The following is a 15,276-nucleotide window of genomic DNA, read 5'->3' on the forward strand; positions in this document are numbered from 1 at the left end:
CCAGACCCATGACCCGTTCCGAGACGCCCCTGCAAGACCTCGCCGCCCCCGAAGGCGTCTGCTACGGCTGCGGCAGCCGCAACCCCCATGGCCTGCACGTCAAAAGCTACTGGCACGAGGACGGCGTGCACGTCATGGCCGAACACCTGCCGGACGACAAATACTGCGGCTGGCCAGACCTGGTATACGGCGGCCTGCTGGCAATGCTGGTCGACTGCCACTCCAACTGGACCGCGATGGCCTGGCACTACCGCCACGAACAACGCGAACCAGGCAGCCTGCCGCGCATCGACTGCGTGACCGGCAACCTCGGCATCAAATTCATCAAACCCACGCCGATGGGCGTCACCCTGACCTTGCGCGCCAGGGTCGAGGGCGAGGTCGGGCGTAAGACGCGGGTGATTTGCGAGGTATATGCCGAGGAGGTGCTGACGGCGGTGGGCGATTCGGTGTTCGTGCGGGTCGATACCGGGCAACTGGCTGACGCAGCGCACGGCCGCTGACTCCACACGCGCCCCTGTCGGAATGACACTTGAGCAAACTCGGCTAGGCGTGCCGACCCGGAAATCGACGAGGCTATAGCAGACCGCACTTCCAGGAGCTTCCAACCCGTGTCCGACCTGCCGACCCACCGCGCCTATACCCGGCGCTTCAACAGCGTGCTCGCCTACATCGATGCCCATCTCGAAGGTGACCTGTCGGTGAATACGTTGAGTCAGTTGGCGAACTTTTCGGTGTTTCACTTCCATCGGCAATTCAGCGCGTTCGTTGGCGTGCCGGTCTCGCGCTACGTGCAACTGATGCGTTTGCGCCGGGCTGCACATCGGCTGGCCGCGCAGCCGCAACACTCGATACTGGACGCCGCGTCTGACGCCGGTTTCGAGAGTCCGGAAGCATTCAGCCGCGCCTTTCGGCGCGACTTCGGCATGACGCCAAGTGCCTTCAGGAAGCAACCGAACTGGCAGACCTGGAATGCGGTATTCGCCATCCCCCACTTTTCCAGGAGCGTCATCATGCAAACCAGAATCATCAATTTTCCAACCCTACGGGTCGCTGCGTTTGAACATCGCGGCGCGCCGGGGGAGGTTCAACAAAGCGTGCAGACATTCATCGCCTGGCGCGTGCACAGCGGGCAGTCGCCCGTGGCCTCGAGTCGCACCTTCGGCATTCCCTACAACAACCCCGACACCACTGCGGCGCAGGATTTTCGCTTCGCCATCTGTGGCGAGATTGAAGAGCCGGTAGCTCCCAACACGTTCGGCGTGGGGGAACTCGTCATTCCCGGTGGACGTTGCGTGGTGGTGCGGCACGTCGGTTCGCCGGATCATATCGGCGAAACCATCTATCCGGTCTACCGTGACTGGTTGCCTGCCAGCGGTGAGGAATTGCGCGATCATCCGCTGTTTTTCCATTACCTGAGCGTGTATCCCGAGACCCCGCAGGAGCAATGGCAGACGGACATCTATGTGCCTTTGCAATCGTAAGATTCACTTACATGTTTTTCCGCTTGTGGTGCGTAATGACAACCCTTTATAAGAGCGGCTCACTCGCGAATTGAAGGATGTAAACATGAGCAATGCCTGGAACGAAGGGTATTTCACCGACGAGGGCTACACCTACTCGTATAGCCGGGAAATCAACCCGGTGTTCCAGCGTTATTGTTTGTTGTTGCGCGGTTTTGCCACCCTCGAAGACACCGGCGGTTACCACTGCGAACTGGGCTTCGGCCAGGGTGTTTCAATCAACATCCACGCCGCCGCCAACCCGGGCAACTATGTCGGCACCGACTTCACGCCATCTCAGGCCGCGCATGCCATCGCATTGGCGAACGACTGGAACAGCCAGGCCCGTCTGTATGACGACAGCTTCGAGCAACTGCTGGCCCGCGATGATCTGCCGGCGTTCGACAGCATCAGCCTGCATGGCATCTGGTCCTGGGTCAGCCGCGACAATCAGCAACTGATCGTCGAGTTCGCCCGTCGCCACCTCAAGCCCGGCGGCATGTTGTACGTCAGCTACAACTGCTTCCCGGGCTGGTCGCCTTCGGCGCCCCTGCGCAATCTGTTCAGCCTGCACAATCGCTTTGCCAGCCAGGCCTCGACCAGCCCGGCCAAACGCATCGATGCCGCGATGGAGTTTTCGGAAACGCTGCTGGCGGCCAATCCGAAGTACGCCAGAGCGGCGCCGGCCCTGGGTGCCCAGTTGCAGAGCATCAAGGGCCAGAACCGTCAGTACGTGGCCCACGAGTATTTCAATCGCAACTGGGACTGCATGTATTTCATCGACGTGGTCGATGCCATGACCGCAGCCAAACTCGACTACGCCACCACGGCCGTACCGCTGGACACCGTGGCTGCGCTGAATCTGAGTGCAGAAGGCATGGACTTTCTGGAAGGTATCGAGCACCCGATCATGCGCGAACAGGCGCGCGACTACTTCATCAATCAGAACTTCCGCCGGGATCTGTACGTACGTGGCGCCAATCGGCTGTCTGCCGCCGAGCAACGCGATGGCCTGCTGAGAAGCCGTTTTGTCCTGCTGCAAGCGATTGAGAGCATTCCCGGCACGGTCACTGGTCCCGCCGGCGAGGCTGCGCTGCAAACAGAGATTTACAGCCCGGTGCTCGAAGCGCTCGCCGCCAGTGCCTACGCACCGAAAACCCTGCAGCAGTTGTCGATGGCTGTCGGCTCCGTGTCTTACGACGACCTGGTGCAGGCTGTCACCGTGCTGATCGGCATGGGCGTCGCCGCCCCGTGCCAGAGCGAAGCCGCCGAAAGGCAGGTGCAGGAACGTTGCGACACTCTCAACCTGCAACTGTGCAAACGCGCGCTGTTCAACAACAACATTCAGGTGCTGGCCAGTCCGGTCACCGGCGGTGGCGTACCGATCAGCCGCGTGCAGCAGCTGTTCCTGATTTCGATCAAGCAAGGCATGACCGACCCGCAAGACTGGGCGCAGTTGGCGTGGGCCGTCATCGGTGAGCAGGGCGAAGTGCTGCACAAGGGTGACCAGCCGCTGCTGACGGCCGAAGAAAACCTTGCCGAGATGACCGAACAGGCCCGGGCATTTGCCCAGACACCGCTGGACATTCTCATGGCGCTGAAAATTGCTTGAACCAGATACACGCCGGACGACTGGCCGCGATAAAACGCGGCCAGTCGTCTGCGTGTATGGTCCTGACTGCCGCCTCCTGAGCCATCCTGCCCCCACCTGCCACGCAGCGCCCCGTTAAAAAAGCAAAATTGCCATGTGTTTCCGTCGTTCCTTCTTGCGTCGCACTGTTCATTGCCCGTTCCTGTCTGCCTGGAGTTTCTTCGATGCCGTCGCCCAAATCCCTGCCCTCTGCCCTGCTGGGCCTAGCCCTCGCCTGCCCGGTCATGGCCGAGGAACCCAAAAGCATGGAGTTGGGACAGGTGCTGATTTCGGCTGAAGAACAAAGCGGCGCCGATGCCTCCGTCGCCGAGGCCCAAGCGCGTCTGGCGCAGGTGCCCGGCGGCAGCAATGTGGTCGACATGCGCCAGCCGTTGCAGGGCCGTGTGGCGAGCAATCAGGATGTGCTGGCGTATCAGCCCGGGGTCTACGCGCAGTCGGCGGGTAATGAAGGGGTAAAAATCTCGATCCGTGGTTCGGGGATCAACCGCGCACCGGGCGCGCATGCCTCGGGGTTGTACACGATGCTCGACGGCCTGCCGCTGACCGGCCCCGGCGGTACGCCCTACGAATTGCTCGAACCGCTGTGGCTCGACCATGTGGAGGTGCTGCGCGGCGCCAACGGCTTTGATCGCGGTGCACTGGCACTGGGCGGCGCTGTCGATTACGTAAGCCGCACCGGCTATGACGCGCCGAAATTGCAGGTGCGCTATGCCACCGGCAGCCACGGTTATCAGCAGCGTCAGGTGAGTTCCGGGCAAGTGCTGGGCGACTTCGATTACTACGTGTCGCTGACCGATGCGAACGCCGACGGCTATCAGGATCACACCGCCAGCGAGAGCAAAGGCGTGATCGCCAACTTCGGCTATCGCTTCAATCCGAACCTGGAAACCCGCTTCTACTTCCGCTATCGCGAGACCGACAACGATCTCGCCGGCCGCGTGACCAAACACTCGATCGAGCACACTCCAAGGGCGGCCAACCCGGCTTATGTGTCGCGCGACGACAGCCGCAAACAACCGGGCAGCACCTTCATCGGCAACAAGACCACCTACTACGTCGACGACGATTCGAGCATTCAGACCGGCCTGGTCTATCACGATTACCCGATGGACCTGCGCGAAGGCCCGAACCGTCTGAAAGTGGCCTACACCGATGTCAGCGGCACCTTCGACTACAAGCGCCGCGATACCGTGTTCGGCATGGAAAGCCGCAGCACCGTGGGCCTGCGCACCACCAAACACCTGCCCAACGACGGCGCCAGTGAATTCGTGCGCATCCCGTCCGGCAACACCGCCGCGTATGCGCCGGGTACCCGCATGCGCAACTTCACCTATCAGGGTTCGGACACCGTTCTGCACGTGGGCAACGACCTGGAAATCGCCGACGACCTGTGGCTGACCACCGGCCTCGCCGCCATTTACACCCGCCGCGAAAGCGCCGTCACCTACCCGCAAAGCGGCGGCAAGACCAGCCTGAACGACTGGGATTACGCGCCACGTCTGGGCCTGCGCTATCAGGTCACGCCGGACCTGCAACTGTTCGGCAACCTCAGCCGTTCGGTCGAAGCACCGCACCCGTGGTCGCTGATCTACAGCTCGAACATCCGCTTCCCGGCCGGCAACGGCGCGGCGACCGGCACCCAGAGCGACCCGATCAAACTGCAGAACCAGACCGCGACCACCCTCGAACTCGGCGGTCGCGGCGACAGCGCGCTCGGCCAGTGGAGCCTGGCGTGGTACTACGCCCAGGTGCGCCACGAATTGCTGTCGGTACTGCCGGACGCCAATGCCGTCACCCCGTACGAACTCAACGCCAGCCCCACCGTGCACCAAGGCGTGGAAGCCAGCCTGCAAAGCACACTGTGGTCGGCCGCCGACGGACGTAAATTGAGCCTGCGTCAGGCCTACACCTTCAGCGATTTCCACTACCGCGACGACCAGCGCTTCGGCGACAACCGCCTGCCGGGCCTGCCGATGCACTACTACCAGGGCGAACTGCGCCACGACTGGCCACAAGGCTTCTTCGCGGCAGTCAACACGCAACTGGTGTCCAAAGTCGCGGTGGATTACGCCAACAGCTACTACGCCGATCCCTACGCACTGTTCGGCGCCACCGTCGGCTACAACGCGCCGAAAAACGACTGGCAAACCTGGCTCGACCTGCGCAACCTGACCAACAAACACTACGCCGCGACGGTCACACCGGGGTATGACGACAAAGGCCAGGATGCGGCGCGGTCTACGCCGGGTGAAGGGCTCGGGGTTTATGTCGGGGTGTCGTGGAGTTTGCTCTGACGGCATGCCCTGACCAGACAAACGCAGCGGGTCAAAACGGCCCCTGCGTCATCACCCGCGTCTCGATGATGCTGCGCAGCGCAACGACCCGCTTCTGATACAGGTCAGTCAGACACCCGACCTTTGCGCCACAGGCCTTGCGGTTTTTCAGGAAGGCTTGCTGCTCACCGATCAAAGCATCGCGCCCGCCCATCGGCAGCAGGCGTTTGTCGAGGCTGAACAGCTCGCCCATGGTGACGTCCAGGTCGTTCAAGGCGCGGTTGGCGCAAACGGCTTTTTCGTCCATGGATTTTGCCTTGCCGCAGTCAAAACTGGCGGCTTGAGTTGAATTGGCAGCGATCAGCAACGCACAGCCGAGGGCGGCTGCGGTCACCCGTGAAATTTCTCGAACTCCCGTCATGGCTTCGTATCCAACGTTGTAGGTCAATGGAGGTATGAAAAATGAAAAGCACCGACGATATCAAGCCTGCAACACCTCATAACGCGCCACCGCTCGACTCCTCGGGCAAACCGGTGGATGTGGTGAACCGCGATCTGCAGGACAGCGACGACGACACCCGCGCCGTGGACGAGGTGATTACCCCCACCTCCACCCGCGTCATGGAACAGGACACCGAGGAGCTCAAGCGTAAGACTGATGCGATCGAACGCAAGGTCGCCGACGGTAACTGACGCGACGCTCCCCCTCCTTAAAGTGAATTTTCACCTTCCTGTCCCGGGTTTTCCTGCCCGGGACAACCCTCCCCCTGTCCTGCAAGCCGCGTTTTTACTGGCTTCGCCCCTTCTGCTTCAGCAATTTGTATTCACATCCCAGCTTAATAATATTTTACCGATACCCCCCTCCTGCCTAGTCTGACCGCAAGCAAAACGGACAAGCCTGAAGCGATCCGAATCCACTTGCCTTGCCAGGAAGGATGTAGAAATGACCACTGAAATAATAAAAACAGACACGCTTGTCGTGGGGGCCGGACAGGCCGGTGTGGCGATGAGCGAGCACCTGAGCAAACTCGGCGTGCCGCACCTGGTGCTGGAGCGCAGCCGCATCGCCGAACGCTGGCGCACCGGGCGCTGGGACTCGTTGGTAGCCAACGGTCCGGCGTGGCACGACCGCTTCCCGGGGCTGGAATTCGATGATGTCGATCCCGACGGTTTCGCCCATAAGGAGCGCGTGGCGGACTACTTCGAAGCCTATGCGAAGAAATTCAACGCGCCGATCCGCACCGGGGTCGAGGTCAAAAGCGTGGTGCGCAATGTCGGGCGTCCGGGCTTCACCGTCGAGACCTCCGAAGGCGTGATCGAGGCCAGCCGCGTGGTCGCGGCAACCGGCCCGTTCCAGCGCCCGGTGATCCCGCCGATCGCCCCGCAAGACCCGCGTCTGTTGCAGATCCACTCCGCCGACTATCGCAATCCGCAGCAACTGCCCGCAGGCGCAGTGCTGGGTGGTTGGCGCTGGTTCGTCAGGCGTGCAGATCGCCGATGAACTGCAGCGCTCCGGCAAGCAGGTGTACCTGTCGGTAGGTGCGCATGACCGTCCACCGCGTGCCTATCGCAACCGTGATTTCTGCTGGTGGCTGGGGGTGCTCGGCGAGTGGGATCAGGCAGCGATGAAACCCGGCCGCGAGCACGTGACCATCGCGGTCAGCGGCGCGCATGGCGGGCGCACCATCGACTTCCGTGGTCTGGCCCATCGCGGCATATGACCCTGGTTGGCGTCACCGAGTCGTTCAATAACGGCGTGGTGACCTTCAAGCAGGACCTGCGCGACAACCTCAAGCGCGGTGACGAGAACTATCTGGCGCTGCTGGATGCCGCCGATGCCTACATCGAGCGCAACGGTCTCGACCTGCCGGAAGAACCCGAAGCACGCGAAACCTATGCGGATCCCGATTGCGTGAAAAATCCGCTGCTCGATCTGGATCTGGCCAAGGCCGGGATCACTTCGATCATCTGGGCCACCGGGTTCGCCGTGGACTATTCCTGGCTGCAGGTCGCAGCGTTTGACGACAAGGGCAAACCGCAGCATCAGCGTGGCGTGTCCAGTGAGCCGGGGGTGTATTTCCTTGGGCTGCCATGGCAGTCGCGCCGTGGCTCGTCGTTTATCTGGGGCGTGTGGCACGACGCCAAACACGTGGCCGATCACATCGCCACCCAGCGCAAATACCTCGACTACCAGGATGCCGAGCAGCGTGAAGCCGCCCTGCATGCGCAGATTCACAGCAAAGCCGTCGGCACCATCGACGCTTGATTGCCCTCTTTCGCGGCGGTGCCCGGTGCGCCGCTGAACACTCAGTCTGGAGCTGTACATGAGCAAGCCAACCCACACCCGCATCCGTATGTTCAACACCAAGGACACCTACCCGAATCAGACGCTGGATAACGACCTGTGCCAGGCCGTACGCGCCGGCAACACGGTGTACGTCCGAGGTCAGGTCGGCACCGATTTCGACGGTAATCTGGTGGGCCTCGGTGATCCGCGTGCGCAGGCCGAACAGGCGATGCGCAACGTCAAGCAACTGCTGGAAGAAGCCGGCAGCGACATGAGCCACATCGTCAAGACCACCACCTACCTGATCGACCCGCGCTATCGCGAGCCGGTGTATCAGGAAGTCGGCAAGTGGCTCAAAGGCGTGTTCCCGATCTCCACCGGGCTGGTGGTGTCGGCACTGGGGCAGCCGCAGTGGCTGATGGAGATTGATGTGGTGGCGGTGATTCCCGAGTAAGTCGGAAGACCGAGTCGCGGCCTTCGCGAGCAGGCTCACTCCTACAAGGGAACGCATTTCAAGGTAGGAGTGAGCCTGCTCGCGATGAGGCCAGTCAAGACACACAAGGAGTAAACAGATGACCTTTTCAATCGCAGCCCGTTGCCCCGAAACCGGCCAGTTCGGTGTCGCCATCAGTTCCTCCAGCATCGCCGTCGGCGCGCGTTGTCCGTGGCTGTTGCCGGGTGTCGGCGCGGTGTCGAGCCAGAACATCACTCTGCCCTCCCTCGGCCCGGAAGTCCTCGCATTGATGGAACAAGGTCAGGCGCCCGACGCTGCGCTGGACCAGGTGCTGACTCGCAACGGCTACAGCCAATACCGGCAAATCACCGCGATCAACCACCTCGGCCAGACCGCGCATTTCAGCGGCGCGCAAACCCTCGGCGTGCACAACGCGGTCTCCGGCGAACAATGCGTGGCCGCCGGCAACATGCTCGCCGGGCGTGCGGTAATCGAGGCGATGGTCCGCGCCTTTGAAGACGGCGAAGGCCAATTGGCCGATCGCCTGCTCAAGGCCTTGCACGCCGGCCAGGCCCTTGGTGGCGAGGCAGGTCCCGTGCATTCGGCAGCCGTGGTCGTGGTCGGCGAACAGACCTGGCCGATCGTCAATTTGCGCATCGATTGGGCCGACGAAGACCCGATCGGCCAGTTGCAAAAACTCTGGGACGCCTATCAGCCGCAGTTGCAGGACTACATCGACCGCGCACTCGACCCGGCCAAGGCACCGGGCTATGGCGTTGCCGGTGATGATCGATGAACAGCGTCGGGTTGCTCAGGACGCTGGTGGGCTTCGACACCACCAGCCGCGAATCCAACCTGCAACTGATCGAGTTCGTGCGCGACTACCTCGCTGGCTTCGATGTGCCGTGCGAGCTGATCTACAACGCCGAGCGCAGCAAGGCCAATCTGTTCGCGACCATTGGCCCGGCCGAGCAACCAGGCATCGTGCTCTCAGGGCACACCGATGTGGTGCCGGTCGATGGTCAACCATGGACAGTAGCGCCGTTTGAACTCAGCGAGCACGACGGCAAGCTGTTCGGGCGCGGCACCGCCGACATGAAGGGCTACATCGCCTGCGTGCTGGCCTTGGTGCCGGCGCTGGTCGCTGCAGACCTGCGCATGCCGGTGCACATCGCCCTGTCCTATGACGAAGAAGTCGGCTGCCTCGGGGTGCGCTCGTTGCTCGCCGAGCTGGAGCAGCGGCCGGTCAAACCGCTGCTGTGCATCATCGGTGAACCGACCGAGTTGAAACCGGTGCTCGGCCACAAAGGCAAACTGGCGATGCGCTGCGACGTGCACGGTCATCCGTGCCATTCGGCCTACGCGCCGCTGGGGGTCAACGCCATCGAGTACGCCGCCGAGCTGATCGGCGAGCTGGGGCGCATCGGCCAGCAACTGAAGGCGCCCGAGCATCACGACGCGCGTTTCGACCCGCCCTTCAGCACGGTGCAGACCGGGGTGATCAGCGGCGGCAAGGCCTTGAATATCGTGCCCGCCGATTGCCGCTTCGACTTCGAAATCCGCGCCCTGCCCTCGCAGGATCCGACCCTGGTAGCGCAGCAGTTGCAGGCTTATGCCGAGCAGCAAGTGCTGCCGCGCATGCGTGCGGTCAGCGAGCACAGTGCGATTCGTTTCAGTGAGCTGTCGGCTTATCCCGGCCTGGCTACCGATGCGCAGAGTCAGGCGGCGGAGCTGATTGCGGCGTTTTGCGGTTCACGGGAATTCGGCACCGTGGCGTTCGGCACCGAGGGTGGGCTGTTCGATGCGGCGGGCATTCCCACCGTGGTCTGCGGCCCTGGCAGCATGGATCAGGGGCACAAACCGGACGAGTTTGTCAGCCGCGCACAACTCGATGCCTGCGATGCGATGCTGCAACGGATGTTGGCCTCGATTCGCGCCTGATCCTTTCGGCCTGACTGCCTGCCTTCAGGCGTGCAGTCGGGCCAATTCCTCGCGGCAATGATCAACGAACAACTGCACCGGTTTGGTCAGTTGCACCCGGCGCAGCCAGGCTGCCGACAAGCCCGAGCCGGTCACGGTTTCCGCCAGCGGCACGCACACCACTTTCTGCCCGTCGTAGGTGTACTCGCCGAACGGCCGGGTCACCAGAATCGAAAAGCCGAACCCACGCCCGACCATGCCGCGCACCATCTCGATCGACGGCGAGCTGAAGACGATATGCGGGGTCAGTCCGCGTTCTTCGAAGATGCTCACGAAGTAGGTGCGGCTGGGCACTACGTCGAGCAGGATCATCGGTTCCAGCACCAGATCGTGCAACGAGACTTTCGCCTGTTGCGCAAAACGATGATCGGCGGGTAGCAAGGCGTAAGGCTGCTGCGGCGGCATCAGCGAAGTGGTTTCGATGGTGCTGTCGAGGTCGTGCTCGAACAGCATCGCCAGATCGATGCTGCCGGCGGTCAGCGCCTGCACCAGTTCCTGTTGTTCGCCATCGCGAATACGGATTTCCACCCCCGGCCAACGCTGCTTGAAACCGGCGATCAGACGCGGCAGGTACAACGGCGCTACGGTTTCGAAACAGCCGATATCGATCTGCCCCGAGACCACATCGTTGTCCGCCAGCGCGTTCTGCTCGAACTCATGCGCCACTCGCAGCAATTCCAGCGCCTTGCGATAGAAACGCGAACCACTGGGCGTCAGCGACACGCCCTGGGCGTGATGGCGGATGAACAGCTGCACGCCGAAGCTTTCTTCCAGATGCTTGATCGCGGTGGAGACCGACGGCTGGGCGATATAGAGCTTGCGCGAGGCTTCGGCGACGCTGCCGCAATCGGCGGTGGTGACGAAGTATTTGAGCTGGCGCAGGTTGTAGGCGGCCATATAAAAACCTCTGCAAGTGAGACAACGCTTTTGTGGTGAGGAGATTTATCTGTTGTCAGGGCATTTGTCTGTAGTTAGGGCATTCGTCTGTAGTCAGGGGGTCTGTGGTGAGGGGATTTATCCCCGAGGGGGCGCGAAGCGGCCCCTGTTTCTAAAGTCAAAAGAGGGGCCGCTTCGCAGCCCATCGGGGATAAATCCCCTCACCACAAAACTGTGTAAATCCAGGACAGAGTGAAGCCTGAACATACCGGAGCTACGCATTACACGCGGCATATATTTTTTAAGGTCTGAAGCAACAAACTTACTAATTTATCTATCCCGGGCCTTTGCACATGATCGCTTCAACAAGAAATGCGCCGTCCGTGTCGGCGCTTACCGAAGTACGTCCACGTACTCATCCTTGCCTTGGAGTTCGTCATGTCCACCTCTGCAACAACATCCGCGCCGCTCATTGAAAAACACACAATAGGATACGTGCCCCCCGAAGATCGCCACGGAAAGGTCAGGGATCTGTTCACGCTGTGGTTCGGCGGCAACATCGCGCCGTTGCCGATCGTCACCGGCGCGCTGGGCGTGCAGTTGTTCCACTTGAATCTGGTCTGGGGCATCGTCGCGATTCTGGTCGGTCATCTGGTCGGCGGCGTGCTGATGGCGCTGCACTCGGCGCAAGGCCCGCAGATGGGCATTCCGCAGATGATCCAGAGCCGCGCGCAGTTCGGCTCGCTCGGTGCTCTGCTGGTGGTGCTGATTGCCGGGGTCATGTACATCGGCTTCTTTGCCTCCAACATCGTGCTGGCCGGCAAGTCGCTGCACGGCGTGGTCGACAGCGTGCCGGTGCCGGTCGGCATCGTCATCGGTGCCCTCGGTTCGGGGATCATCGGCATCATCGGCTACCGCTTCATCCACGTGCTCAACCGCATCGGCACCTGGGTGCTGGGGATCGGCATCGTCGTCGGTTTCGGCTACATCTTCACCCACATTCAAACCGATGACTTCCTCACTCGCGGCAGCTTCAACCTCTCCGGCTGGCTCGCCACCGTGTCGCTCGCCGCGCTGTGGCAGATCGCGTTTGCGCCTTACGTGTCAGACTATTCGCGTTATTTGCCGGCCGACGTCAAAGTCTCGTCGACGTTCTGGACCACGTATCTGGGTTCGGCGCTGGGCTCGAGTCTGGCGTTCATCTTCGGTGCCGTCGCCGTGCTCGCGACCCCGGTGGGCATGGACACCATGGATGCGGTCAAGCTCGCCACTGGCTCGATCGGCCCGCTGATGCTGGTGCTGTTCCTGCTCAGCGTGATCAGCCACAACGCCCTCAACCTGTACGGCGCGGTGCTGTCGCTGATCACTCTGGTGCAGACCTTTGCCTATCGCTGGATTCCGACCGCCAAGAGCCGTGCGGTGATCTCGATCATCGTGCTGCTGGCCTGCTGCTTCGCCGCCGTCGGCGCGTCGAAGGACTTCATCGGCCACTTCGTCGACATGGTGCTGGTGCTGCTGGTGGTGCTGGTGCCGTGGACGGCGATCAACCTGATCGACTTCTACGCCATTCACAAGGGCCAGTACGACATCCAGTCGATCTTCCAGGTCGATGGCGGCATCTATGGACGCTACAACCCACAGGCGCTGCTGGCCTACGCGATCGGCATCGCGGTGCAGATCCCGTTCATGAACACCCCGCTGTACGTCGGCCCGGTGTCGGCGCACATCAACGGCGCCGACCTGTCGTGGCTGGTGGGCCTGCTGGTGACTTCGCCGCTGTACTTCTGGCTGGCCAGTCGTGACAGCGCCTATCGGCGGCGGATGATGGGCGGGAAACTGGTGGGCAGTCACTGAGATTGATTCGATGTAAAAAGAAGGCCCGCCATGCGCGGGCCTTCTGCGTTGTGGTGTGGTATTTCTTGATGCCCCGACAGGCACCCACGAGACAGGGAAAACTCATGCTGCGAATTCTGGGCAAGGCGTCTTCGATCAACGTGCGCAAAGTGCTGTGGACCTGCGCTGAACTGCAGATCCCGTTCGAGCGTGAGGATTGGGGCTCGGGCTTCAAACCCACCGACACCCCGGAGTTTCTCGCCCTCAACCCCTGCGCCATGGTGCCGGTGATTCAGGACGGCGATTTCACCCTGTGGGAATCCAATACGATCATTCGTTATCTGGCGGGCAACTATGGCGGCGCAGACCTCTACCCCGCCGAGCCGCGAGTTCGTGCGCGGGTCGATCAGTGGATCGACTGGCAGGCCTCGGAGTTGAACCGGTCGTGGTCGTATGCGTTCATGTCGCTGGCGCGTCAGTCACCAGATCATCAGGACAGCGCCGCGTTGCTCAACGGCATCGAGCAGTGGTCGCAGACCATGGGCATCCTCGATCAACAGTTGCAGAAGACTGGCGCCTACGTCAGTGGCGACCGGTTTTCCCTCGCCGATATCCCCATCGGGCTGTCAGTCAACCGCTGGTTCGAAACGCCGCTCGCGCATCCGGACTATCCCGCCGTCAGCGCGTATTACCAGCGTCTGAGCCAACGCGAAGGCTTTCGCCTGTACGGCAGAAACGGTACGCCGTGACAATCAGATCAACAGATCTTCATAAAACGCGCCGAACGGTCGCTGCGGGTGGGCGATCTGGATTTCCAGAATCCATACACCGGCATTTGGCGTCTGGTCGAAATCGCCGAGATTGCCGCCTCGATGGATCGCGTGAGGGAAATCGCTGACGCGGTGGCCCTTGATATCGAGATTGAGTTTCCAGCCCATGGCTTCAGCCTGATCGCTGGCATAGCGGTACAGTTCGACACCGCTCACGCCTTGGCGCCACAGTGCCTCGACACGCTTGAACAGCTCCTTGGACGCCGCCGCGCAGGCGATCATTTCCGGATCGGAGCCGGTGGTGAAGGTTGCGCCGGCATCGCCTTCGTGCCCCTGCCAGACCACGCCCATGTCAATGAAGAAAATATCGTTGTCACCGAGCACCGGATCGCCTTCGGAACGCTCCTTGAACGCCTTCAGCGTATTGGCGCCGAAGCGAATCAGCAGCGGATGCCAGATGCGGTCCATGCCCAGTTCGGCGAGAATCTGCTTGCCCCGCTCCTGGGCTTCGGACTCACGCATGCCGGGCTTGATCACCTGGGCGATGGCGTCAACGGCGTTCCAGGTCAGATTCTGCGCGTGGCGCATCGTCTCCAGCACAAACCGCTCACCGACTGCTTCTTTACCGCTCAGGGCTGCACTCATTTGCTTGTTCCTCATGGCTACGCTGTGTAGTTTTTTATATTGCGAAACGCCGATCAAGATACAGCCATGACACAACGTGTCAATTACTCTTCCGCACGCACCACACCGCGTTCTTCCAGCAAACGCACGAACATGCCCAAGCTGCGCGACACCGTGCCCCGGCGCCACACCAGCCACGTGGTCAGATAGCGAAAGTCCGCCGCCAGCGGCCACACGCTGACCGTCGCGCTGCCAGGCATGCTTTGCAGCATTTTGCGCGGCATCAGCGCCAGCCCGGCCCCGGCGCTGACGCAGGCGAGCATGCCGTGGTAAGACTCCATCTCGAAAATCTTGCCCGGCACGGCAGCGTCGGTGCTAAACCATTTTTCGAAGTGATGACGATAGGAGCAGTTGGAGCGGAACGCGTAGATGTTCTCGCCGTTCACATCCGCCGCGCGTTGCACCGGGGGGTGATTGAGTGGCGCGATGATGACCATCTCCTCCTCGAACGCCGGCACGCCTTCCAGCGCCGGGTGCAGCACCGGGCCATCGACGAAGGCCGCCGCCAATCGTCCGGAGAGTACGCCGTCGATCATTGTCCCGGACGGGCCGGTCGACAGATCCAGATCGACCTTGGGATGCAACTGGTTGTACGCCGCGAGCAGTTCGGGGATGCGCACGGCGGCGGTACTTTCCAGCGAACCGAGGGGAAACGCACCCTGCGGCTCTTCACCAGCGACCGTGGCCCGCGCTTCCTGCACCAGATCGAGAATGCGCCGCGCGTATTCGAGAAAACTCCAGCCGGCGGGCGACAGACGCAGACGACTTTTCTCGCGAATGAACAGGTCGACGCCCAAGTCCTGCTCCAGCTGTTTGATCCGCGTGGTCAGGTTCGATGGCACGCGATGAATCTGCGCCGCGGCGGCGCTGATGCTGCCGTGCTCGGCAACGGCCTTGAAGATTTCCAGCTGCACCAGATCCACAGTCATTCTCCAATCGTGAAAGAAACGATCTTTATTATTCAGT

The 15,276-nt window shown here is 61.8% G+C and carries 14 protein-coding genes and 1 pseudogene; 11 read left to right on the top strand and 4 right to left on the bottom strand.

Translation table 11 applies throughout. The features are described from left to right. Window positions 1–8 precede the first annotated feature (8 nt). The 4 genes from E3Z29_RS19320 (at window position 9) to E3Z29_RS19335 (ending at window position 5,447) form a co-directional block, all read left to right on the top strand. Window positions 9–503: a PaaI family thioesterase gene (locus tag E3Z29_RS19320; protein WP_134786657.1), complete on the top strand. Its 495-nt coding sequence runs from the start codon at window positions 9–11 to the stop codon at window positions 501–503. Window positions 504–611: 108 nt separating this feature from the next. Next, window positions 612–1,484 carry a GyrI-like domain-containing protein gene (locus tag E3Z29_RS19325; RefSeq protein WP_134786658.1) on the top strand — a complete coding sequence of 291 codons (873 nt, stop codon included), beginning with the start codon at window positions 612–614 and terminating at the stop codon, window positions 1,482–1,484. Between the two features lie 85 nt (window positions 1,485–1,569). After that, window positions 1,570–3,114, top strand: coding sequence for a class I SAM-dependent methyltransferase (locus E3Z29_RS19330; protein WP_134786659.1), 1,545 nt, complete (start codon window positions 1,570–1,572; stop codon window positions 3,112–3,114). A gap of 203 nt (window positions 3,115–3,317) precedes the next feature. Continuing rightward, window positions 3,318–5,447 (top strand): TonB-dependent receptor domain-containing protein, encoded by a 2,130-nt coding sequence (locus E3Z29_RS19335; protein ID WP_134786660.1) that lies wholly within the window; start codon window positions 3,318–3,320, stop codon window positions 5,445–5,447. A gap of 31 nt (window positions 5,448–5,478) precedes the next feature. Here E3Z29_RS19335 and E3Z29_RS19340 read toward each other — a convergent pair whose 3' ends face one another. Beyond that, a complete protein-coding gene (locus E3Z29_RS19340; RefSeq protein WP_134786661.1) occupies window positions 5,479–5,847 on the bottom strand; it encodes a lysozyme inhibitor LprI family protein in 369 nt (122 codons plus the stop codon). A gap of 41 nt (window positions 5,848–5,888) precedes the next feature. Here E3Z29_RS19340 and E3Z29_RS19345 point away from each other — a divergent pair, with 41 nt between their 5' ends. From E3Z29_RS19345 to argE, 5 genes and pseudogenes are all read left to right on the top strand, one after another. Further along, window positions 5,889–6,119: a hypothetical protein gene (locus E3Z29_RS19345; RefSeq protein ID WP_096796409.1), complete on the top strand. Its 231-nt coding sequence runs from the start codon at window positions 5,889–5,891 to the stop codon at window positions 6,117–6,119. Between the two features lie 250 nt (window positions 6,120–6,369). Beyond that, window positions 6,370–7,692: pseudogene (locus tag E3Z29_RS19350) on the top strand (flavin-containing monooxygenase). 58 nt (window positions 7,693–7,750) lie between these two features. Further along, a complete protein-coding gene (locus tag E3Z29_RS19355; RefSeq protein ID WP_003225869.1) occupies window positions 7,751–8,167 on the top strand; it encodes a RidA family protein in 417 nt (138 codons plus the stop codon). A gap of 118 nt (window positions 8,168–8,285) precedes the next feature. Continuing rightward, window positions 8,286–8,963, top strand: coding sequence for a DUF1028 domain-containing protein (locus E3Z29_RS19360; RefSeq protein ID WP_134786662.1), 678 nt, complete (start codon window positions 8,286–8,288; stop codon window positions 8,961–8,963). Then, window positions 8,960–10,108, top strand: a complete 1,149-nt coding sequence (gene argE / locus E3Z29_RS19365; RefSeq protein WP_134786663.1) for an acetylornithine deacetylase — start codon at window positions 8,960–8,962, stop codon at window positions 10,106–10,108. The genes E3Z29_RS19360 and argE overlap by 4 nt, the downstream gene beginning before the upstream one ends. 24 nt (window positions 10,109–10,132) lie before the next feature. Here argE and E3Z29_RS19370 read toward each other — a convergent pair whose 3' ends face one another. After that, on the bottom strand, window positions 10,133–11,044 hold the full coding sequence (locus tag E3Z29_RS19370) for a LysR family transcriptional regulator (RefSeq protein WP_134786664.1): 912 nt from the start codon (window positions 11,042–11,044) through the stop codon (window positions 10,133–10,135). Window positions 11,045–11,461: 417 nt separating this feature from the next. Here E3Z29_RS19370 and E3Z29_RS19375 point away from each other — a divergent pair, with 417 nt between their 5' ends. Further along, the gene (locus tag E3Z29_RS19375) at window positions 11,462–12,877 is read left to right on the top strand and encodes a cytosine permease (RefSeq protein ID WP_096796404.1); all 1,416 of its coding nucleotides are present in this window, start codon (window positions 11,462–11,464) and stop codon (window positions 12,875–12,877) included. Window positions 12,878–12,981: 104 nt separating this feature from the next. Then, on the top strand, window positions 12,982–13,605 hold the full coding sequence (locus tag E3Z29_RS19380; protein WP_098964358.1) for a glutathione S-transferase family protein: 624 nt from the start codon (window positions 12,982–12,984) through the stop codon (window positions 13,603–13,605). A gap of 3 nt (window positions 13,606–13,608) precedes the next feature. Here E3Z29_RS19380 and E3Z29_RS19385 read toward each other — a convergent pair whose 3' ends face one another. Together E3Z29_RS19385 and E3Z29_RS19390 are read right to left on the bottom strand one after the other, a co-directional pair. Next, window positions 13,609–14,271, bottom strand: coding sequence for a M24 family metallopeptidase (locus tag E3Z29_RS19385; protein ID WP_115989532.1), 663 nt, complete (start codon window positions 14,269–14,271; stop codon window positions 13,609–13,611). A gap of 83 nt (window positions 14,272–14,354) precedes the next feature. Then, entirely contained in the window at window positions 14,355–15,233 is an 879-nt protein-coding gene (locus E3Z29_RS19390; RefSeq protein WP_134787600.1) for a LysR family transcriptional regulator, read from the bottom strand. Window positions 15,234–15,276 lie beyond the last annotated feature (43 nt).

Source organism: Pseudomonas sp. S150 (genome assembly GCF_004526365.1).
Taxonomy (GTDB): domain Bacteria; phylum Pseudomonadota; class Gammaproteobacteria; order Pseudomonadales; family Pseudomonadaceae; genus Aquipseudomonas; species Aquipseudomonas putida_A.